General features: G+C 47.2%; 15 protein-coding genes. 10 read left to right on the top strand and 5 right to left on the bottom strand.

Translation table 11 applies throughout. The features are described 5' to 3' along the window. Positions 1–297 precede the first annotated feature (297 nt). Positions 298–1,731 (bottom strand): VanW family protein, encoded by a 1,434-nt coding sequence (locus Q9R46_RS26250; protein ID WP_311282359.1) that lies wholly within the window; start codon positions 1,729–1,731, stop codon positions 298–300. A 253-nt stretch (positions 1,732–1,984) separates the two neighbouring features. On the opposite strand from Q9R46_RS26250, the gene ftsE reads away from it, so the two are divergent. The 5 genes from ftsE (at position 1,985) to Q9R46_RS26225 (ending at position 8,047) form a co-directional block, all read left to right on the top strand. Then, entirely contained in the window at positions 1,985–2,671 is a 687-nt protein-coding gene (ftsE, locus tag Q9R46_RS26245) for a cell division ATP-binding protein FtsE (RefSeq protein ID WP_090922994.1), read from the top strand. Beyond that, positions 2,661–3,578 (top strand): permease-like cell division protein FtsX, encoded by a 918-nt coding sequence (gene ftsX / locus Q9R46_RS26240; protein WP_145414130.1) that lies wholly within the window; start codon positions 2,661–2,663, stop codon positions 3,576–3,578. Before ftsE ends, ftsX begins: the two co-directional genes overlap by 11 nt. A gap of 163 nt (positions 3,579–3,741) precedes the next feature. Continuing rightward, positions 3,742–5,022, top strand: coding sequence for a murein hydrolase activator EnvC family protein (locus Q9R46_RS26235; RefSeq protein WP_311282358.1), 1,281 nt, complete (start codon positions 3,742–3,744; stop codon positions 5,020–5,022). A gap of 159 nt (positions 5,023–5,181) precedes the next feature. Continuing rightward, positions 5,182–6,654, top strand: coding sequence for a S41 family peptidase (locus tag Q9R46_RS26230; RefSeq protein ID WP_145334568.1), 1,473 nt, complete (start codon positions 5,182–5,184; stop codon positions 6,652–6,654). A 64-nt stretch (positions 6,655–6,718) separates the two neighbouring features. Next, complete coding sequence (locus tag Q9R46_RS26225) at positions 6,719–8,047, top strand: PDZ domain-containing protein (RefSeq protein WP_311282357.1); 1,329 nt, start codon at positions 6,719–6,721, stop codon at positions 8,045–8,047. 51 nt (positions 8,048–8,098) lie between these two features. On the opposite strand, the gene Q9R46_RS26220 is transcribed toward Q9R46_RS26225, so the two are convergent. Beyond that, entirely contained in the window at positions 8,099–8,794 is a 696-nt protein-coding gene (locus Q9R46_RS26220; protein WP_311282356.1) for a response regulator transcription factor, read from the bottom strand. Positions 8,795–8,813: 19 nt separating this feature from the next. Beyond that, positions 8,814–10,031: a sensor histidine kinase gene (locus Q9R46_RS26215; RefSeq protein ID WP_311282355.1), complete on the bottom strand. Its 1,218-nt coding sequence runs from the start codon at positions 10,029–10,031 to the stop codon at positions 8,814–8,816. A gap of 202 nt (positions 10,032–10,233) precedes the next feature. Here Q9R46_RS26215 and Q9R46_RS26210 point away from each other — a divergent pair, with 202 nt between their 5' ends. The 3 genes from Q9R46_RS26210 to Q9R46_RS26200 are packed head-to-tail and all read left to right on the top strand — an operon-like array spanning position 10,234 to position 13,539. Then, complete coding sequence (locus Q9R46_RS26210) at positions 10,234–11,169, top strand: ABC transporter ATP-binding protein (RefSeq protein WP_311282354.1); 936 nt, start codon at positions 10,234–10,236, stop codon at positions 11,167–11,169. 11 nt (positions 11,170–11,180) lie between these two features. Further along, complete coding sequence (locus Q9R46_RS26205) at positions 11,181–12,371, top strand: ABC transporter permease (RefSeq protein ID WP_311282353.1); 1,191 nt, start codon at positions 11,181–11,183, stop codon at positions 12,369–12,371. Beyond that, positions 12,364–13,539 (top strand): ABC transporter permease, encoded by a 1,176-nt coding sequence (locus Q9R46_RS26200; protein WP_311282352.1) that lies wholly within the window; start codon positions 12,364–12,366, stop codon positions 13,537–13,539. The genes Q9R46_RS26205 and Q9R46_RS26200 overlap by 8 nt, the downstream gene beginning before the upstream one ends. Positions 13,540–13,788: 249 nt before the next feature. Here Q9R46_RS26200 and Q9R46_RS26195 read toward each other — a convergent pair whose 3' ends face one another. Then, positions 13,789–14,616, bottom strand: coding sequence for a flagellar motor protein MotB (locus Q9R46_RS26195; RefSeq protein ID WP_311282351.1), 828 nt, complete (start codon positions 14,614–14,616; stop codon positions 13,789–13,791). Continuing rightward, positions 14,600–15,400, bottom strand: a complete 801-nt coding sequence (locus Q9R46_RS26190; protein WP_145334585.1) for a flagellar motor protein — start codon at positions 15,398–15,400, stop codon at positions 14,600–14,602. The genes Q9R46_RS26195 and Q9R46_RS26190 overlap by 17 nt, the downstream gene beginning before the upstream one ends. A gap of 169 nt (positions 15,401–15,569) precedes the next feature. Here Q9R46_RS26190 and uvrB point away from each other — a divergent pair, with 169 nt between their 5' ends. Further along, positions 15,570–17,561: an excinuclease ABC subunit UvrB gene (uvrB, locus tag Q9R46_RS26185; RefSeq protein WP_145414137.1), complete on the top strand. Its 1,992-nt coding sequence runs from the start codon at positions 15,570–15,572 to the stop codon at positions 17,559–17,561. A 213-nt stretch (positions 17,562–17,774) separates the two neighbouring features. After that, positions 17,775–20,633, top strand: a complete 2,859-nt coding sequence (gene uvrA / locus Q9R46_RS26180) for an excinuclease ABC subunit UvrA (RefSeq protein ID WP_311282350.1) — start codon at positions 17,775–17,777, stop codon at positions 20,631–20,633. Positions 20,634–20,951 lie beyond the last annotated feature (318 nt).

Genomic DNA, 20,951 nt, shown 5'->3' with positions numbered 1-20,951 from the left:
CTGTCTCATATCCCGTACAAGGGTATGAGACAGGTGCATTTTTACTTTTTAAGGATCATTCGTTAGTTGTTTTTAAGGCTTACATTTGCCTACTTCAATATATAAGTTGAACTTTCATTTACACAATAACGGAGAGGACAGAAAAAACCTGAAGAAGCGAAGCGCTCGCCTTTATCCCCGGATTTTCCCCTTTGGAAAAGGGAATCCAAAAAATCCGGGGATAACAGCGATCTGAAGGTTATTCTGTCAGCGAAGTGTCAAGTGTAAATCTCTTTCGTTCTACTTGTACAATTAAAGTTAAGGCTGATTCCCCTCACGAATGCCATCCTCCACCACGGAAGGTTGCTGTGGATCAGGCATGCTAATATGACCTGAGCGGGCAATCAGACGGCTTTGTGCTTTGTAGGTGTCACGTGAGATTGTTTTGGTTTCAACGACTTTGCCATCAACTCGCTTCGTGCGTACCGTCTCAACGATGTACCCGGGCTGTCCATTCTGAAGCACTTGCTGGGCCCCTTCGGGTAGCACGTTACTGGATACATATTTTACGGGAACACTCAGCGTTTCAATCGTACGCGACTCCAGCGCATAACTGACGTTCTCGGGGAAGGTGCCGAAAAATTTCACCACCATACGTCCGCCTTGCACTTTGGCATGAATTAATAGGGATTTCTCGGTGCTGTTTCGAAAACGAAAGTTAATGGCGCCCGAGGCAAAGGTGGCATCTAACCCTTTCGGTATATATTTGACTGGCAACGAGTGATTACGCCGTTCCACGATATCTAGACCCGTTAGCAGAGCGGCATTATATACAGTACTGGATACCTGACAGATTCCTCCCCCTATACCGGGCATCAACCTGCCATTCACGATGACCGGTGCTTCCCGAAAACCATATTCCTTCTCCGCTTTGCGAATTATCTTTTCATAGTCGAACACACCTCCAGGCGGCAAAATCATCCCGTTGATGGCCTGAGCAGCCGCGCTGACGTTATGTATCCGACCTTGACTGCTGTTTCCCAGTCCTGTGGAAAATTGAATAATTTTTCGCTCGATGCCTTCTTTCTTCATCGAATCGATCGTTACCTCGGGTTTCAAGGTGTAAAGAGGTATAAGAATCCGTAGGGATTCTGGTTTTACTCCATCCATTACATCGCTGAGCTCTCTGTGCAGCTTGGTCTGCATGAGGGTGCTGAGCGTTTTCCAATCGATCCGGCGCACGCTTTTCTCCGGAATGTACTGCACTTGATCATTGGCGGTGATCCGGCGGACGGCTTCGGTCGGTGTACCGAAGGTTTCTTTTTCCCAGGCAGGGCTAAGCAATTGTTGAAAGGTTTGTTCGTTGTAGTTCATATCCAAAGAGAAAGTCTGGGGAAATTGATACCGTGCATACGCGCGTTCCCACAGATTCCCCTCATCCAGCTGTTGTACTGCGGCCATGAAGTTGTTTGCGTTGTAACTCACCCCTAGTTCGGAGGCGGTATGTGACATCGTTATCGGGTTTGGTTCAGCCACTTCCAGTGTGACAGGCCAGTTCTGCAATTGTTGAATACGAGTGTGCAGTTCTGCCAGTACCTCTTTGCGATGTTTGCCATCGATGGCCCAGCCGCTAATCTGTACCCCTTTGGGCAAAGTGGGCTGGTTTACGTACATATAGAGCAATCCATAGGACGCGGAGCCGATCAAGAGCAGGGAGAACAGGGCGATGACCGTTACATGAATTTTTTTCATAACCGAACGCTCCTTTTGGCTTCTGTTGTTCCGGAATTCGTAACACTCTCTATCTATATGATCCAAGGGTGGAAAACTTTCGGGTACTCAATAGGTAACAAATTTGTTACAATAAACTTCATATGAATCCATGCTTCACCAGCAAAAGAGGGACAGGATGGATTTTTCCTGATGAATTTCAGGCCTTTTTAAAGGAAATGCCGGGATTGTGTCGAAATCATAATGGCTAACTATGTGAGCAGGAAGTGATGATGTGATAGAAATGCAGGACGTGTGGAAGACCTACGCCAATGGTACCCACGCATTACAAGGGGTGTCGGTGAAGATCGACCGCAATGAATTTGTCTATATCGTTGGTCCATCCGGTGCAGGCAAATCGACATTCATGAAATTAATGTACAGAGAAGAAGTGCCAACCAAAGGGCAAATATCCATTAACGGATTTAATATTGGCAAGCTGAAACCACGAAAAATTCCTTATGTGCGCCGTAATATCGGCGTTGTCTTTCAGGATTTCCGTCTGTTACCGAAGATGACAGCGTATGAGAACGTGGCATTTGCGATGGAAGTTATTGAAGCGCCGAAGCGCCACATCAAGAAACGGGTTATGGAAGTGCTCGATCTGGTGGGACTACGCAACAAGGCCAACCGTGAACCTTCACAGCTCTCCGGCGGAGAACAGCAACGGATTGCGATTGCACGGGCGATCGTGAACAATCCTTCTGTAATCATTGCGGACGAGCCTACAGGGAATCTGGACCCCGAGACGTCATGGGGCATTATGCAGCTGCTGGACGAGATCAATTTCCGGGGTACAACGATTGTAATGGCAACACACAACAAAGATATTGTTAATACGATGCGTAAACGGGTTATCGCCATTGAACGCGGACAGATTGTACGGGATCAGATGAGAGGGGAATACGGTTATGAATTTTAGTACTCTCTTGCGACATCTGCGGGAGGGCTTCAAGAACGTATTCCGCAATGGCTGGATGTCAGTAGCCTCCGTCATGTCGATTATCGTCTCTCTGTTTATTCTTGGCGTGTTTATGTTGCTTGTGCTTAACGTGAACTCTATGGCCAATCAGGTAGACAGCCAGGTAGAAATCAGTACGTTTCTGGAGCTGAATGTGGACGAGAACCTGCGCAATGCCATTGGTCAGGAGATCAGTGCCATGCCTGAAGTCAGCGAAATTCGAATTGTTCCGAAGGATGAAGGATTAAAAGAATTCCGTGACCGTTTAGGCGAAAATGCCGATAATGTTCTCGGTGGTTTCGATGTAGATAACAATCCATTGCCGGATACGATTGAAGTTAAAGTAATTGAACCGGAAACGGTCAATTTTGTAGCCCAGAAGATTGAAGCATTGAACGAGAAACATCCCGAGAAGCCGATCATGAAAGTGAACTACGGCAAGGAAACGGTCGATGTGTTGTTCAAATTTACGAAGCTTGTTCGTAATATCGGATTTATTTTTGTCGGTGGACTGGGTCTGATGTCGATGTTCCTGATCTCAAATACGATTCGCGTAACGATTCTGGCTCGTCGCCGAGAGATTGGTATTATGAAGCTGGTGGGTGCGACCAACACCTTTATTCGCTGGCCTTTCTTTATTGAAGGGGCGTTAATTGGATTGATCGGTTCCGTGATTACGGTCGCCGTTCTGTTCTTCGGATACAGCCAGTTGATGTCAACGATTGGTCAGGATGTCTTTATGCAGATGCTGAATTTAATTCCACTCAGCGAGATTTGGCCACTGATGGGAACATTGCTGATTGGACTAGGGGTGCTTGTCGGAATTCTGGGTAGTACACTGTCCATTCGCAAGTCGCTCAAAGTGTAGAAAATGTCGAAAAGAATGCCAAAACAGGTTCATTATTGAACGCTGTTTGACGATATGTAGGAAAGACGCAACTGTTGTTTTGATGAAAGAAAGCAAAGAACATGCTGTTCACCACCTGTGCAGGTTGCTTTCTTGTGAATTCATAGGATGGGGGATCATCATTTTGAAAAAAACCGCTTCGCTGCTGGCCTTTATGTTACTGGCCGGTATGACGTTTCAACCTTCTGACGGATATGCCAAGAATAGCATCAGCGATATTGATCAACAGATTCAGCAACTGGAGAGCAAGGCGGCTTCCGCCAAGCAGGAGCAGAAAAAGGCTGCGGCCAACAAACAGGAAGCGCAGCATTACAAGAACAAAACCAATGCCTATCTGAAGGTTGTCTTGGAACAGATCAATGTCGTTAGTGATGAGCTGGCGAGTGTATCGTTGCAGATTGAAAATACGGAGGAAGATCTCCGTACAACGAAAAAAGATCTGCAAGCAGCAGAAGAACGGATCGTCGCAAGAGAAAAACTGCTAGAGTCACGTGTACGTCTGATGTATACAGATGGGGCAGTATCCTACCTTGATGTCCTTTTATCTTCTACCAGCTTTACCGATTTTCTGACCCGTGCGGACTCGCTTAAAACGATTGTGGATCAGGATCAGCACCTCTTGGATGAACATAAAAAGGACAAGCAGCTTGTGGTAGAGAAAAAGGCAGATTTGGACCGGCAATATGCGGAAGCCAAAAGCCTGTACTCACAGAAGAAACAGCGCAAGTCGCAGCTGAACGAGAAAGAGAAAGAAAAGCAGGTGCTTCTGGCTTCATATGATGCTAAAATTGAACAATCCGAAGAGTTGACGGCAGAGCAGGAAGCTGTGTTGATGCAAATCGCCGGCAAACGCTCGGCTCTGTTACAGGAGAAAAATAAATTGCGTGAGCAACAGGCTGCCGCAGCAGCTAAAGCTCGGGCCCAAGCTGCGGCTCGTGCCAAAGCAGCAGCCAAGGCGCCAACACGTGTAAGCTCCAGCGGTAACAGTGAAGTGACCTATTCATCCGGCAACGGCATTTTTGCAAAACCGGTTTCCGGTGGACGCATTTCTTCACCGTTTGGTCCGCGGGTTCACCCGATTACAGGAGAAGTAGGCAAACTGCATGCAGGTGTCGATTTTGCCGTTCCAGTAGGCACATCCGTTCATGCGGCTTCCGGCGGGATTGTCATTATGGCTGAGTGGTATAGTGGTTATGGATATGCGGTTATCATCGACCATGGCGGCGGGCTGTGGACACTTTATGGTCACTTGCGTGAAGGTGGACTTAAAGTCAGCAAGGGAGATACGGTAAATAAAGGCGATACCATTGCCGAGTCTGGCAATACAGGGAACTCAACCGGGCCTCACTTGCACTTTGAAGTGCGGGATAACGGAACAGCCGTGAATCCGATGAACTATTTGTAGATTGTCTGATTTAATGCGATGCAACTTATATAATTTAAACTTCGAATGGAAAAATCATAATCCGTACAAGCTAGACATATACTAAGCTGGCATGTTCAGGGAATGATTCGGGGCAGTCCGAGTCGGATGCGCTTCAAAACTAAAGGCGGTGACATACGGATGATGAAAAAAAGATCGGCACTGCTGTTTGTTGTTCTGGGACTGCTTGGCGGAAGTTTGTTAACGCTCGTGTTAATGACTTATCCGGGGATTACAAATCAAGTTAGACCCGGCGAAGGATTGCTGGCTAGTGTGACCGGTAGCTCACAGCAGAAGAACGAACTAAAGAAGATTGAAACCGCAATGGATTTGATCTCAAGCAACTATTATAAAGATGTCGACCGTACCAAGCTGATTGATGGTGCGATTAACGGTATGATGGAATCTTTGGGTGATCCTTACTCCAACTATATGGGACAGGAAACAGCAGCCCAGTTCGAAGAGTCCATCGAAGGATCATTTACCGGTATTGGTGCAGAGGTTTCCTCGCAAGACGGTAATGTCGTTGTCGTGTCCCCGATCAAAGGTTCACCTGCCGAAAAAGCAGGTATCCGTGCGAAAGACATCATTATGTCGGTTAACGGTGAATCGCTTCAAGGACTTGAGCTCAACAAAGCGGTTAACAAGATCAGAGGTCCAAAGGGTAGCGAAGCCAAAGTACAGGTGAAGCGTGCAGGATCGACAGAGCCGATTGAATTCACGATTGTCCGTGATGATATCGACCTAGAAACCGTCTACGCACATATGGAAGATGGCGGTATTGGTGTCATCAACATTACGCAATTCTCGCTGAATACAGGCGAAAGGTTCAAGGAAGAACTGGCGAAGCTGGAGAAGCAGAATATGAAAGGCCTGATTATCGATGTACGGAATGACCCGGGCGGTGTACTGCAAGTCGTTATCGATATTGCGGAACAGTTCGTACCGAAAGGCAAAGTCATCGTTCAGGTTGAAGATAAAAATGGCAAGAAGGAACAAAGTAAATCAAATGGATCAGCCAAGCCTTATCCAATCACGGTGTTGATGAACAAAGGTAGCGCGAGTGCTTCCGAAATCCTGGCAGGAGCTTTGCAACAATCTGCTGGTGCTACACTCGTGGGCGAGAATTCATTCGGTAAAGGAACCGTGCAGACCAGCTACGACAAACAGATGGGTGACGGTAGCTTGCTGAAGATTACCATTGCCAAGTGGCTGACGCCAAACGGTACATGGATTCATGAAAAAGGGATCAAACCGGATATCGCAGTGAACCAGCCGGATTATTTCTCGGTTGCACCGATTAATAAAGAAAAGCTGCCTCTGAAATATGATAGCAATAGCACGGATGTGAAGAGTGCGCAGACGATGCTGAGAGGACTTGACTTCAAGCCGGATCGTGTGGACGGATACTACGACCAGAAGACCGAAGAAGCCGTCAAGGCGTTCCAGAAGAAAAAAGGCATTCAGGTTACTGGCCAAATCGATGAGAAAACGGCAGAATCTCTGGAGGCAACTCTGATTGAACGTATTGCCAATCCTCAATATGATGCACAGCTGAAACGCGCGATCGAAAATGTCTCAAAGGATATTTCGTCCGCTGTGTCGAAGCCATAAAGAAGGCTGATTTTCAGCCTTCTTTTTTTCTGAACCGGCTGAAGGAGAGGAGTGAAATGCTACAATGGAATGGGCATGGCCTTGGTTAACTGCATTAGGGGAAGCATTGTTACAGTTGTTGATTCAGCCGTTTTATTATATGGCAGTAATTCTGATCGTTTTGATGTATCATCGTCAGTTGCTCCAGGAACGGAAACTCTTCCATGTGCGTATGCAGAGTTCGATCACGCAGACGATTCGAGCTGTCCTTGGGGGAATTGTCATTGGAGTGATCGTGTCCATGATATCTCTTTTCCTTGGCACTTATCTTACGCTAGGTAGTGTAATCAGCATATGGATTGCAGCATTGGTTTTATCTTTAATTCGTATCCGTTATTTGTGCTTTGCCTATGCAGCGGGGGCACTGGGGATTCTGCAATTTGCTCTGAATGTAGCCTCCAGCTGGCAGCCTGTCGGTATGCTTGGACAGGCTGTGGACACAGTGCGCGCATTGGACATGCCTGTGCTGCTCGTGCTGGCTGCATTGCTGCATTTTGGCGAAGCTATACTGGCACGAATGCAGGGTGTATCTATGGCCTCACCGTTTCTGATGGAAGGTAAACGCGGGAAGTTGGTAGGCGGATATCAGATTCAACTCTTCTGGGCGGTTCCACTACTAATTCTTGTTCCGACAACCGGAGGTATCACAGAACTGGCGTGGACTCCGCTACTTCATGCAGGTCAGGGCTACACGCTAATGGCACTACCCATCTTGCTGGGATTTAGCGAAAATACACAAAGTATGCTACCTGGGCGTAAACTTCAGGTTTCAGCTAAACGTTTGATGCTGTATAGCTTGGCATTACTTGTATTCAGTCTGCTTGCCGTATGGTGGTCACCATTGACAGTGATTGCAGCCTTGGTAGCCTTTGCCGGACATGAACTCCTGGTGTGGTACAGCGCATTGGAAGAGCAGCAACTTAGTCCTGCATTTGTTCATCCTCAGCACGGGCTTAAGGTACTGAGTGTGATCCCTGACAGTCCTGCAGCAGAGCTCGGAATCGAGGCAGGGGAGACACTGTATAAAGTGAACGGTATACTCGTTCATTCTCCCGAAGAGCTGCACCGGGCACTGCGGATGAATCCGGCTTTTTGCAAGCTGGAGGTGCGTAATCATCAGGGAGAGAGCAAGTTTATGCAGCGAGCAATTTACGAAGGCGAGCATCACCAGCTTGGCGTGATTATGGCACCGGATAAACATGAAGCATGGGCAGTTCAGCCGCGTCCGGTGACGTTATACCATGTGATTGCGCTCAAATTATTCACACGCCGGAAAGAGCAACGAATTGACGAGGCTCCACTGGCTTTGCCGCCAGCACCTGTAGTGAGTGACAAAGGGTCAGTTGAAATGTAATAAAAGGTACTTCCAAACGCCTTCGCTGGCGTGAGGGAGTACCTTTTTGTTTTATTTTTTCAAAATAAAAATGGCGATTTGGGTGCGATCACGCAAATGTAGCTTACCCAGAATTTCAGTTACATAGTTTTTGACGGTACCCTCGCTGAGAAACAGCTTAGCGGCGATTTCTTTGTTGGATAGTCCTTCTGATATGGCTTCGGCGACGGAAAGCTCCATGCGGGTAAGACCGTGCGTTTCAAGCGGCTCGTTTACCGGAGGAGAAGCCGGCGTACGAAGCAAACCCGCGAGTTTGCGTGCAATATCCGGGTGGATCAGCATGTCCCCGTTATAAACGGTTTTGATGCCCTGTACGATCCGGGCAGGAGGGACATTTTTGAGCAGATAACCACTCGCTCCGTTCTGTAAAGCCTGAATGATATATTCATCGTCGTCAAAGGTGGTCAGCATCAATACCTGAATGTCGGGGAAACGGGTCTTGATCAGAAGAGTTCCTTCGACCCCGTCACATTCGGGCATACGAATATCCATGAGCACTACATCTGCTGGTGTTCCTGATTCAAGGCAGGCAAGTGCTTCCGTCCCATTGCAAGCTGTACCTGTAATGCGGATATCCGTATCCAGGCCGAGCACCACCTTCAGGCTTTCCCGGATGAAGGGATCGTCATCGACAAGAAGGATCTGAATGACCGAGGGAGGTTGCACGGAAAAAACTTCTTTCTGGCTACTATTGTTCGATTCTGGCATGAGCATATTCCTTTCCGTATTACAGTAAATTCATTTTGTTTGTCATGGGGATTCGAGTAATAACGGTATATGGGGCAACGGACTGAACCTCAATGGTTCCTCCAATGAATTGTGTACGCTGACGCATACCCTCATGCCCAAGGCCTGTTGTTACACTTGTATCTAAAAGGGAGTGCGTGCTGCCATCATTACTGATGCTCATACGAATCTCCTGTTGCCCAAAAGCCAGCTGCAAACGAATGGAAGTGGCCTTTCCATGTTTAATGGCATTCGTTACAGCTTCTTTGGCGTTTTTGAATAACACAATCTGCGTACTTGGATAGAGAGTGTGTGGCTGACCAATAATCTCGTAATGAGTCTGTATCCCTGTATCGCGACCGACTTCTTCTAATAGACGATCCAAAGCGTAGGCATCGGATGCATGAAAATCAGGACGAAGTTTATGAAGGGTGTTACGCATATCATCCATACTTGCAGCCAGCTGATCTCGAATCTGCTTGACCATTTCAGTACCCTGTTCGTTATTCAAAGGTAGCGTGAGCAAGGCAGCTTCTGACATCATTTTGGTGCGGATTAGCCGATGTCCGATATCATCATGAAGCTGACGGGATATTCGAATACGCTCTTCTGCCTGAGCCGCATCTTCTAATTGTTTAGAAAATGATAGCAATTGTGCACGCGTCTCTTGTAGCTCATAATGCTTATGCCGTAGCTCGTCATACACATGCTCCAGTTGCTTGCGACCGTTTGCAGCTTTGGCTCCTTGCCAGGAGAGCGCTGCTGTCATACATAAGAGCAGGTTTACGCCAATGTTTATCTTCACAGAGTCCGAGAACCAGCTAATGGTGTTCATTTGAACTTCCATCGCTCCAGAACTGAGCGTAGTTGGAGTTGCAACATGCCAATACAGTGCAAGATTCGTTGTAATCAGCTGAAACCCTAATATGAACCATCTTATAGATCCACCGAGCCGATACATATAAACATAGAGAACCGATAGAGAGACGAAAATCATAAAGGGGCCATACAGCGCCATCAACCAGCTGGCCCACATGATTTCTATCAGGAATAACAGGGATTGCCCTGCACCTGAACGGGTAAAGCGGTTCGTTACAGCGAGTAAGGTCGAGATGAGGATGTAAAAGGTGTACAGCGCTTCGCCATGTAAAGGTAGGGTCAAACTGAACAACACAGCAGGCACAACTAATAAACCATATTGCAGGAATCCCAAGGGCATATGTAGATGACATCCTTTTTATACAGATTGAAGAATAAGACGATAACGCATCCTTGATTATAACATAGGCCACCGCAACATCAGGAGATGACTTAAGTCACCTTTGAATGATGACTTTATATACCTTCGCCAAGGGGAGACATTCGATACAATAGACTTAGGAATATCACGGTAAGAGCTCATATGGGAGGGGCATACGTAGATGAACATATTGGAAATGGATCATGTTGTAAAGCGATACGGTAACAAATTGTCGGTGGATCATCTCAACCTAAGTGTACAAAAAGGGGAAATCTTTGGTCTCCTTGGCCCGAATGGAGCGGGGAAAAGCACCACCATTAGCATGATTGCAGGTCTGCTCAGCATGGATCAGGGAGAGATCAGACTGGATGGCATATCGGTGAAGGAGCGACCACTCGATGTGAAGCGTAAGATTGGGCTGGTTCCGCAAGATTTGGCTTTGTATGAAACGATGAGTGCCGCGGATAATGTTACTTTTTTTGCCCGGCTCTATGGATTACGAGGGAAGAAGCTCAAAGAAAGAGTGCAGGAATCTCTTGAATTTGTCGGCTTGCAAGATAAGGCCAAGGATGCTCCATCCACCTTCTCGGGCGGCATGAAACGCAGACTCAATATTGCATGTGCGCTCAGTCACAGGCCAGATCTGATTATTATGGATGAACCAACCGTGGGCATTGATCCGCAATCCCGCAATCACATTCTAGAATCGGTGCGAACGCTCAACAAGATGGGCTCGACCATTATCTATACAAGTCATTATATGGAGGAAGTTGCGGCGATCAGTAATCGGGTAGCCATCATGGATCAAGGCCGGATTATTGCTTGTGGAACCGAGGCTGAGCTAAGGGAACGCGTTGCGTCGGAGGAAAAAATTGTACTTACCACTTCCGGCATGGATGCCGGTGTTGTGGAAGAACTTAAGCTTCACCCGCGTGTACGGGCAGTAGAAGTTACCGAGGACACAATAACGATTATGCTGCCTTCGGCACAGCAGTCACTGCAAGATATGCTGTTTATTTGCAGTAAACATGACATATCCATTCAATCCTTACGGGTCGAAGAACCGGATCTCGAAACGCTTTTCCTCAATCTGACCGGGCGTACGCTTCGAGACTAGGAGGAGATGGCATGAGCATATGGCATATTTGTATGTTTGAACTCAGACGTATTCTGAAAATTCGTTCTGTGGTCATTAATTTGTTTATTCTGCCTTTATTATTAATTTTCATCTTGGGAACGGCATTATCGAGCGCGATGGGAACAGGAAAAGATACGACGCCTGATACGTTGCGCGTGGGGATTGTGCAATCGAACGAAGCGGCATCTTCTCCGGTAGGTGAAGCGCTGAAAGCCTTTGTATCTACACCTAAGGTGGCTCAAATGATACAAGTGAAAAACATGTCTTCGCAGGACGAAACCATGGATGCGTTAAAACAAGGAAATCTTGATTTTGCGGTGATCGTGACTTCGGATATGGTGCAGCAATGGATGGCAGGGAAAACCGTTAAGCTGCAATGGATACTTGGAAAAGACAACACACTTAACGTAGTGGGGCAGACCGTATTCACTAGCTTTACGGATGAGTTGAATCGACAGGCTGCCATTGCAAAAGTCCTTGGGCCAGAAACGATGATGGCGATGGCCGCGCAAGATGGCACAGGGTCAACCTCTGCACAGCCCAACATTAAGGTCAGCAGCCCGGGGCATTCCGGTCAATCCTACAGCGCTTCACAATATTACGCGGCAGCCATGCTGGCGATGTTTATGCTGTACTCGGGTATGACCACCGTCAATAGCCTGTTTACGGAGCGCGACAAACAAACGCTGGCTCGTCTTCAGGCAACGCCAGTGGGTAATGGAGTGATCTTTGCTGGCAAAATTGCAGGTAACAGTCTGCTTGCCTTTTTACAGGCGATCATTATTATCGTCATGACCAACCTGCTATTTGGCGTGAATTGGGGTGGTTATCCTTGGTTGATTGTACTGATCTGTGTACTCATTACGCTGGCATCCATGACCCTGGGCATTATTGTGGCATTAGTAAGTAAAAACGCCGCCTCAGCTAATGCGTTAATGCAGGGTATCATCATCGTGATGACTTTTATAAGTGGAGGATTTACTCCGATCGCCATCGATTTTGTACAGCGCATTAGCGAATTTACCGTAAATCATTGGGCGCTTCAAAGTTTTCTGAGTATGATGCTGGGTGCAACTTTGCAAGAGGTCATGCACAATATTTTCATGCTTGGGGCCGTGTGTGCAGTGCTCGCAGCTGCTGCCGCAGTGATATACAGAAAGGTTGGATATCGTTATGAATAGTCTGCATATCGCTTGGCTAATGATCCGGAGAACACTGGGGCGTAAACGAGGGTTTGTTGCATTTTTACTGCTGCCATGCCTTGTTGTGACAGGTGCCGTTGCTCTTTTTGGAAGTGAGCAGGCCAGTCGTGCGGTTGTTTCTTATGTCAATATGGATGAGGGGATCGCGGGATCATGGATGATCAACGAGCTCGCTCGTACGAAGGACTACAGCTTCAAAGCTGTGAGTAACGAGGCAGAAGTGAAATCGGATATCGTTCGCCAAAAAGGAAGCATGGGAATTGTGATTCCCGCCAATTACACCCAATCATTGCTACAGGGGAAGCCCGCAGAGATTCAGTGGATTGAAATGCGTGTCAGTGAAAGCTCATACATCCTTCGGGCGGCCGCCCAAGGGGTTGCGGATGGGTTGAAACAGTCCGCTGTTGCGGTACAAACATCTGTTGCCATATCGCCTGCTAACGCTAACGCTGAGAGTCAGGAGGATAAACTTGCACAGCTCCTGCAAGAGATTGGGAGACATCATTTGTCAGGAGAAGCGTTAAGCTTGCAGTTGTATCCAAAGCCAGGGTTAAACAACGTCACCGGATTTACGATTATGTTCATGATGGGTCTGTTAACGAGTGCGGTGGCTGTTATTATGGACGATCGAAAGCAACGTACGATGGCTCGAATGTATACCGCTCCAGTCAGGTCATATGAGATCGCACTAGGAAATTTTCTGGGTAGTCTTGCGATTGGAGTTATCCAGATTACGCTCGTGCTCGGCATAAGCCGTTGGGTTCTGCATTATGATGCAGGGATTCCGTTTGGTATCCACTTTCTGATTCTTGGAGCGTTTATGCTGGTATCGATGGGATTAGCGAGTGCCGTGAGCGGCTTGATTCGTGAATCGAAAAATGCCAGTATGTTGAACTCTCTCATCATTGTACCCACTTGTATGATTGGGGGTTGCTTCTGGCCGTTATCCATCATGCCGGAGTATATGCAGAAGCTGGCGAACTTTGTGCCGCAAAAATGGACGATTGAGGCAGTCGAAACGATCTCTGCCGGAGGTAAGTTGGCCGACATTACCTTGCCATTACTAATCCTTTTCGCCATGGCTGTGATCTTGCTGGCTGTCGGTTCGGTGATTCTTCGTCCCAATCAACCGGGAATGGATGCGTAAATTGGTTGTGGCCTAAATAGAATGGTGAAGCAATACACAATGAAAAAGGAAACGAGATAGAGGGAGTCGGTTAGGAGTCGAGAGTTGAAACAAGAGCAAGAGTAATTTAGAATGCATTGAAAAAAAGCACGTTTGACGGGATGAATAACGTCAACGTGCTTTTTATTGAGTTGTTTTTTTGTAGCGTGAGTTCATATAGCCGATTAATAGAGGCTGAGGTCTGGCGTGTATTTTTTGCGGGATAACTGACTATGGCTGTAATTGGCGAAGTACCGTAATTTCAACCCGGCGGTTCTTCTGTCTTCCAGCTGCTGTTGTATTGTCTCCGGTTGGCCTGGTATCCGCATACCCTGCATATTGGAAGTGGTCGGGGTCGAGTTTCTCCTGATCGATGAAAAAGCGTAGTACTGATAACGCACGCTCACCGGACAACTCCCAGTTATCCTTGTACGCGGAATTGGCTCCGATCGGAACGTTATCCGTGTGTCCCTCGATACTGACCACCATTTGAAGATTACGAAACAAACTGGCGAGTTTGCTAAGTGTAGGAGCGGCATCTTTTTTCAAGGCAGCTTGTCCCTGATCAAACAGAAAACGGTCACTGAGCGTAATGGAGATACCTTGCGGTTTGTCTGCGACGAAAATTTGATTATCCAGTTTATTATCTTCGATATATTGGGTAATCACATTAAACAGATTTTGTAATTCCTGCTCCTGCGTCCTGAATTGCTCTTCCCGCTCCGTGAGCGGACGATTGTTGTCATCCGGGGTATCTTTACCCGAATCTGATGACGATTCTTGATCCTCCTCTGAGCTTCCCTGGGGGGGCTTGGTGATGGTTTGACCTGGTGTCTCACCGAGTCCGTCCCCCAGTTCAAGTATGGAGTCGGATTTATTAAAAGTGGTTTGAAGGGATTGGGTCACGACGTCGTATTTACCGGTATCCAGATTGCTCATGGCGTACATGATGACGAAAAAAATCAGTAGCAACGTAATGAGATCCGCATAGGTAATCATCCAGCGATCCCGATGGTCAGCAGCTTCACGTTTGGCACGCCGTTTACTGCGACGACTCATCTAATCCCTCCTTTGCGAGCGGAGATTGCAAGACCTGACGGTGCGAAAGTGTAAAAGACTCTAGCCGTTTACGAACGAGCTGTGGATTTTCGCCATTTTGAATGGCAAGCACTCCTTCAAGCATCATCTCCATTTCTTGCACCTCGTCAGCACCTCTGGATTTGATTTTGGAAGCGATAGGTAAAAAGATCAGGTTAGCACTGGCAACCCCATATAGAGTGGCTGTAAACGCAACGGCAATGGCTGGTCCGAGTCCGGTTGGATCGGTTAGGCTTCCGAGTACCTGAATAAGCCCCATTACGGTTCCGATGATCCCCATCGTTGGGGCATAACCGCCGGCAGCTTCGAATATTTTGGCATAACCCTCATGTTTCTGCTCTACAGAATCGATTTCCATCTCCAGAATCTGCCGAACAACATCCGGGTCTGTACCGTCGACAACCATCTGGATACCATCTTGCAAAAAGGGATGGGGATGATCCACAACTCTGCGTTCCAGAGCAAGCACACCGGATCTGCGGGCAATGGATGACATCTCGATCAATTCTTCGACCCATTGTTTGGAATCCTGGGCACGACGTCCAAACGCCATGCGTAAAGCAGCAGGGATCGTTCGCAGACGATGTGCTGGGAAGCTGGCTACAACGGCAGCGATGGTGCCGCCGAACACGATTAGAGCAGCGGTTTTTTGCAACAGGCCGGACATATGGCCGCCTTCCCACAAAAAACCGCTGATAACTGCGGCAATTCCGGCAATTATACCGATAAGTGTCGCAATATCCATAAATTAACCCACTCCTATCTTCATTTCACGTTTGCATCACTAAAACGAACAAGGTATAATTGAACGGGAACAAATATTCCTATTAATATAAGTTTTCCCAACTGGAAATTCGGGGAACTTCGACAATATATAGTGACTATTATTTTAGACGATAGGGTGAGATACGGCAATGAGCGATATTATTATGAGCGACAAAACGTTCGAAATCGAGTCAGAGTTTTCTCCCCAAGGTGATCAGCCAGCAGCCATCCTGGAATTGGTGAAGGGTGTTCAGGAAGGGAAGAGATACCAGACTCTTTTGGGTGCAACGGGTACGGGGAAGACGTTTACCATTGCACAGACTATTGCCAAGCTACAGCGACCCACGTTGATTATTGCGCACAATAAGACACTGGCAGCACAGCTGGCGAGTGAGTTCAAAGAATTTTTTCCGAATAACATGGTTGAGTATTTTGTCAGTTATTACGACTACTACCAGCCGGAAGCCTATATTCCTTCCTCAGATACGTATATCGAGAAGGATTCGAGTATTAATGAAGAGATTGATAAGCTACGACATGCCGCGACCAGTTCCTTGTTCGAACGCCGTGATGTCATTATCGTAGCGAGTGTATCCTGTATATATGGTTTGGGGTCACCTCATGACTACTCCAGTATGTTGTTGTCTCTGCGGGTTGGAATGGAGAAGCCGCGCAATCAGATCTTGTCCCGTCTTGTAGAGATACAGTATCAGCGGAATGATATTAACTTTGTCCGTGGCACGTTCCGTGTCCGTGGCGATGTTATCGAGATTTTCCCGGCTTCAAAGGGGGAACATGCCATTCGGGTGGAGTTGTTCGGGGACGAGATCGAGAAAATTACCGAGATTGACGTCTTGACCGGAGAACTGATCGGTGAACGGGAGCATATTGCTATTTTCCCGGCATCTCACTTCGTAACCCAAGAAGAAACGATGCGTGTGGCACTGGTGAATATCGAACGTGAATTGGAAGAACGGCTTGAAGTATTGCGTGAGCAAGGCAAGTTGCTGGAAGCACAGCGACTGGAGCAACGTACACGTTACGATATTGAGATGATGAAGGAAGTCGGGTTCTGCTCAGGGATCGAGAACTATTCCGGACCGCTGACCTTCCGTGAACGCGGGGATACACCATACACTCTGATGGATTACTTCCCGGATGATATGTTGATTGTGGTGGATGAGTCTCACGTCACATTGCCGCAGATCCGTGCGATGTACAATGGTGACCAAGCGAGGAAGACGGTGTTGGTGGATCACGGTTTCCGTTTGCCTTCTGCACTGGATAATCGTCCGCTGAAGTTTGAAGAGTTTGAAGAGAAGATGAACCAGATCATCTATGTATCGGCGACACCAGGGCCTTACGAGATTGAGCATACCGATACGATGGTTCAGCAGATTATTCGTCCTACTGGCCTGCTTGATCCTGTTATTGAGCTCCGTCCAACGAAAGGACAGATCGATGATCTGATTGCAGAGATTAACGACCGGATTGCCAAAGACGAGCGTGTGCTGATTACTACGCTGACCAAGAAGATGTCGGAAGACCTGACGGATTACCTGAAGGAAGTTGGCATCAAGGTCAGATATCTGCACTCGGAGATCAAAACACTGGAACGGATGTCGATTCTGCGTGATCTGAGGCTGGGTACCTTCCATGTATTGATTGGAATTAACTTGCTCCGGGAAGGTCTGGATTTGCCGGAGGTTTCATTGGTAGCTATTCTGGATGCGGATAAGGAAGGTTTCCTGCGTTCAGAGCGTTCCCTGATTCAGACGATCGGGCGTGCCGCGAGGAACAGCGATGGTAAAGTTATTTTGTATGGCGACAAAGTGACCGATTCCATGGATAAAGCGATAAAAGAGACGGAGAGACGCCGTACCATTCAGATGGAATACAATGAGAAACACGGCATCACACCGCAGACGATTCGCAAAAAAGTGCGTGATGTCATTGAGGCAACGAAGGTTGCCGAATCCAAAAACGAGTATCTGACTGGCGCCGCCGAGAAGATGTCGAAGAAGGAGCGCCAATCGCTTATTCAGCGTCTGGAAGCGGAGATGAAAGATGCAGCCAAAAACTTGCAGTTTGAGCGTGCCGCCGAGCTTCGTGATGCATTGCTGGAGTTGCGAGCAGAATAGATATAAATCGATAGAGAAAGCTTCGTTGATTGAACATGGATGATAAGAGAACGGCCAGTCTGGCCGTTCTCTTATTGAGTAAATTGAAGTAAATAATCTCGTCCATTGACCCGATAATAAGACATGTTGAAATTGCAAAATCAGGTCTATACTGATAAAAATAACGAATTTGGTTAAGAGGTTTATAGAAAAGCAATGAGAGGATGAATACCATTGGCGAGCGAGAACATTGTCATCAAAGGCGCACGAGCGCATAACTTGAAAAACATCGATATTACCATTCCGCGTGACCGCTTTGTCGTATTAACCGGTTTGAGCGGATCAGGCAAGTCCTCGCTGGCTTTTGATACGATATATGCCGAAGGACAACGGCGTTATGTAGAATCATTGTCTGCCTATGCACGTCAGTTTTTAGGTCAGATGGAGAAACCGGATGTCGATTCGATTGAGGGATTGTCGCCTGCGATCTCAATAGATCAGAAAACAACAAGTCGTAACCCGCGTTCCACAGTAGGAACCGTTACTGAAATTTATGATTATCTGCGTCTCCTGTTTGCTCGTGTCGGTCATCCGCATTGTCCGGATCACGGGATTGAGATAACATCCCAAACCGTAGAACAGATGGTCGACCGTATCATGCAATACCCTGAACGTACCCGTTTGCAGATTCTGGCTCCAATTGTTGCGGGACGCAAGGGGGAGCACAAAAGCGTTTTTGCCGATGTATCTAAACAGGGGTTTGTCCGTGTTCGGGTTAACGGGGAATTGCGAGACCTGTCAGAGGACATCCAGCTGGAGAAAAATAAAAAACATACCATCGATGTTGTCGTTGACCGGATCGTTGTGAAGGAGGATGTCCAAGCTCGCTTGGCAGATTCCATTGAAACAGCACTTAATCTGTCCGGCGGGCAGCTACTCGTGGATATTATCGGTGAAGAAGAACTGCGCTTCAGTTCCAACTTTGCTTGTCCGGTGTGTGGATTCAGTATTGATGAGCTTGCGCCGCGGATGTTCTCATTTAATAGCCCATTTGGTGCGTGTCCGGATTGTGATGGTTTGGGTGTCAAAATGATTGTTGACCCGGACCTTCTTGTGCCGGATCGCAGTAAATCGATTGAAGAAGGAGCGTTTGATGCATGGACAGGAGGTACGTCCACGTATTATCCGCAGTTTCTCAAATCCGTATGCGAACATTTCAACATTCCGCAAGATGTTCCTGTAGAGGATCTACCTGCTGATCAGATGAACAAGCTGTTGCAAGGAACAGGGTCTGAGAAAATTCGTTTCCGTTATGAAAATGACTTCGGACAGCGTAAAGAAGCATTAGTTACGTTCGAAGGGATCGTTAATAATCTGGAGCGGCGTTATCGTGAAACGGCCTCGGAAGGTATACGTGAGTTTATTGAAGGATATATGAGTGCCAAACCTTGTGGTACATGTAAAGGGCAACGTCTGAAACGAGAGAGTCTTGCTGTAACCATTAATGACCATAACATGGCTTATGTGACTAGCTTGTCCATCGGTGAAGCGGGACGTTTCTTTGAGTCGCTTCAACTGACCGAAAAAGAACAGACCATTGCCAAACTGATTTTAAAAGAAATTAACAGCCGTTTGGGTTTTCTCGTTAACGTAGGTCTGGATTACCTGACGCTAAGCCGAGCTGCCGGAACGTTGTCCGGTGGTGAAGCGCAACGGATCAGACTAGCGACTCAAATCGGTTCCAGCCTGATGGGCGTACTCTATATTCTGGACGAGCCAAGCATTGGTTTGCATCAACGGGATAATGATCGTTTGATCTCCACGCTCGCACATATGCGGGATATCGGGAACACGTTGATCGTTGTCGAACACGATGAAGATACGATGATGGCGGCGGACTATATTATCGACATTGGTCCAGGTGCAGGTATTCACGGCGGAACAGTGATGTCACAAGGTACACCTGAGGAGATTATGAATGACGAGAATTCGTTGACAGGTCAGTACCTCAGTGGCAAAAAGTTTATTCCGATTCGTACGGAACGCCGAAATGTCGGCGATCGCTGGTTAGAAGTGCGCGGAGCCAAAGAGAACAATCTGAAGAATCTGAATGTAAAGATTCCGGTGGGTGTGTTTACCGCTGTAACGGGAGTATCTGGATCAGGTAAGTCTACACTGATCAACGAAATTTTGTACAAAACGCTGGCACGTGATCTGAACCGTGCACGCGTACGTCCAGGGCAACATAAAGAGATTCGTGGTCTGGAGCATATCGATAAAGTGATTGATATCGACCAGTCCCCGATCGGACGAACTCCACGTTCTAATCCGGCGACTTATACCGGTGTATTTGATGATATTCGAGACTTGTTTGCACAGACCAACGAAGCTAAGGTACGCGGATATAAAAAAGGCCGGTTTAGCTTCAATATCAAAGGCGGACGCTGTGAAGCCTGCCGTGGAGACGGAATTATAAAAATTGAGATGCACTTCTTGCCGGATGTGTATGTGCCGTGTGAGGTTTGCAAAGGCAAACGTTACAACCGCGAAACACTTGAAGTAAAGTACAAAAACAAAAATATTGCAGATGTGCTTGAAATGACAGTGGAGGATGCAACTCAGTTTTTCGAGAACATTCCGAAAATTCATCGCAAAATGCAAACGTTGCTGGATGTAGGCCTTGGTTACATTAATCTGGGTCAACCTGCAACGACACTGTCCGGTGGTGAAGCACAGCGTGTGAAGCTTGCATCCGAGCTGTATCGCCGGAGTACTGGCAAAACGATCTACATTCTGGATGAGCCTACGACAGGTCTGCACGTTGATGATATCGACCGACTGCTTAAAGTATTGCATCGCCTCGTCGATTCGGGAGAATCGGTGCTTGTTATTGAGCATAATCTGGATGTCATCAAAACAGCTGATTATATCGTTGACCTGGGTCCAGAAGGCGGAAGCGGCGGCGGTACAATTGTAGCGACAGGAACACCAGAGGATATTATTAAAGTGCAGGAATCCTATACGGGTAAGTATCTGAAACCTGTACTGGAGCGCGATACGGAGCGAAGCAGAGCTCTGCAACTGGCGGACTAGTTAGAGCACAGCGAATCTTTAAACTGTAAAATTAGATGAGAACCTTCTTTGCCTTGGAAATAGGTTTTGGATGATAGTCCACAACCTTTTCTGCGGTGAGGAAGGTTTTTTTGTGATGTTAAAGAGTAGAGGATCGTTTGAGTGAAAGTGCAGTGTGTGTTTAAAAAGGTGAGGTGAGTCCACAAAGTTTGTAACTATATTGATGAGAAGTAAGAAGCATTAAGGAGTCTAAGTTGGTGTGTTAATTGTATGAATTATTGCGCCAAGTATCTAACGATCACAGGAGAGCTTATTTGAGCAAAATCAGGCAAATCAGAA

This window comes from Paenibacillus sp. RRE4 (assembly GCF_031844205.1).
Classification (GTDB): domain Bacteria; phylum Bacillota; class Bacilli; order Paenibacillales; family Paenibacillaceae; genus Paenibacillus; species Paenibacillus xylanexedens_B.
Note: the sequence above shows the minus strand (reverse complement) of the source record. Positions and strands in the feature narration are given on the sequence as shown.

Bases quoted from the DNA above. Each gene is read 5' to 3' on its own strand.
- Q9R46_RS26250 (WP_311282359.1), bottom strand. From the start codon at position 1,731: ATGAAAAAAATTCATGTAACGGTCATCGCCCTGTTCTCCCTGCTCTTG.
- ftsX (WP_145414130.1), top strand. From the start codon at position 2,661: ATGAATTTTAGTACTCTCTTGCGACATCTGCGGGAGGGCTTCAAGAAC.
- Q9R46_RS26230 (WP_145334568.1), top strand. From the start codon at position 5,182: ATGATGAAAAAAAGATCGGCACTGCTGTTTGTTGTTCTGGGACTGCTT.
- Q9R46_RS26225 (WP_311282357.1), top strand. From the start codon at position 6,719: ATGGAATGGGCATGGCCTTGGTTAACTGCATTAGGGGAAGCATTGTTA.
- Q9R46_RS26220 (WP_311282356.1), bottom strand. From the start codon at position 8,794: ATGCCAGAATCGAACAATAGTAGCCAGAAAGAAGTTTTTTCCGTGCAA.
- Q9R46_RS26215 (WP_311282355.1), bottom strand. From the start codon at position 10,031: ATGCCCTTGGGATTCCTGCAATATGGTTTATTAGTTGTGCCTGCTGTG.
- Q9R46_RS26210 (WP_311282354.1), top strand. From the start codon at position 10,234: ATGAACATATTGGAAATGGATCATGTTGTAAAGCGATACGGTAACAAA.
- Q9R46_RS26205 (WP_311282353.1), top strand. From the start codon at position 11,181: ATGAGCATATGGCATATTTGTATGTTTGAACTCAGACGTATTCTGAAA.
- Q9R46_RS26200 (WP_311282352.1), top strand. From the start codon at position 12,364: ATGAATAGTCTGCATATCGCTTGGCTAATGATCCGGAGAACACTGGGG.
- Q9R46_RS26195 (WP_311282351.1), bottom strand. From the start codon at position 14,616: ATGAGTCGTCGCAGTAAACGGCGTGCCAAACGTGAAGCTGCTGACCAT.
- Q9R46_RS26190 (WP_145334585.1), bottom strand. From the start codon at position 15,400: ATGGATATTGCGACACTTATCGGTATAATTGCCGGAATTGCCGCAGTT.
- uvrB (WP_145414137.1), top strand. From the start codon at position 15,570: ATGAGCGATATTATTATGAGCGACAAAACGTTCGAAATCGAGTCAGAG.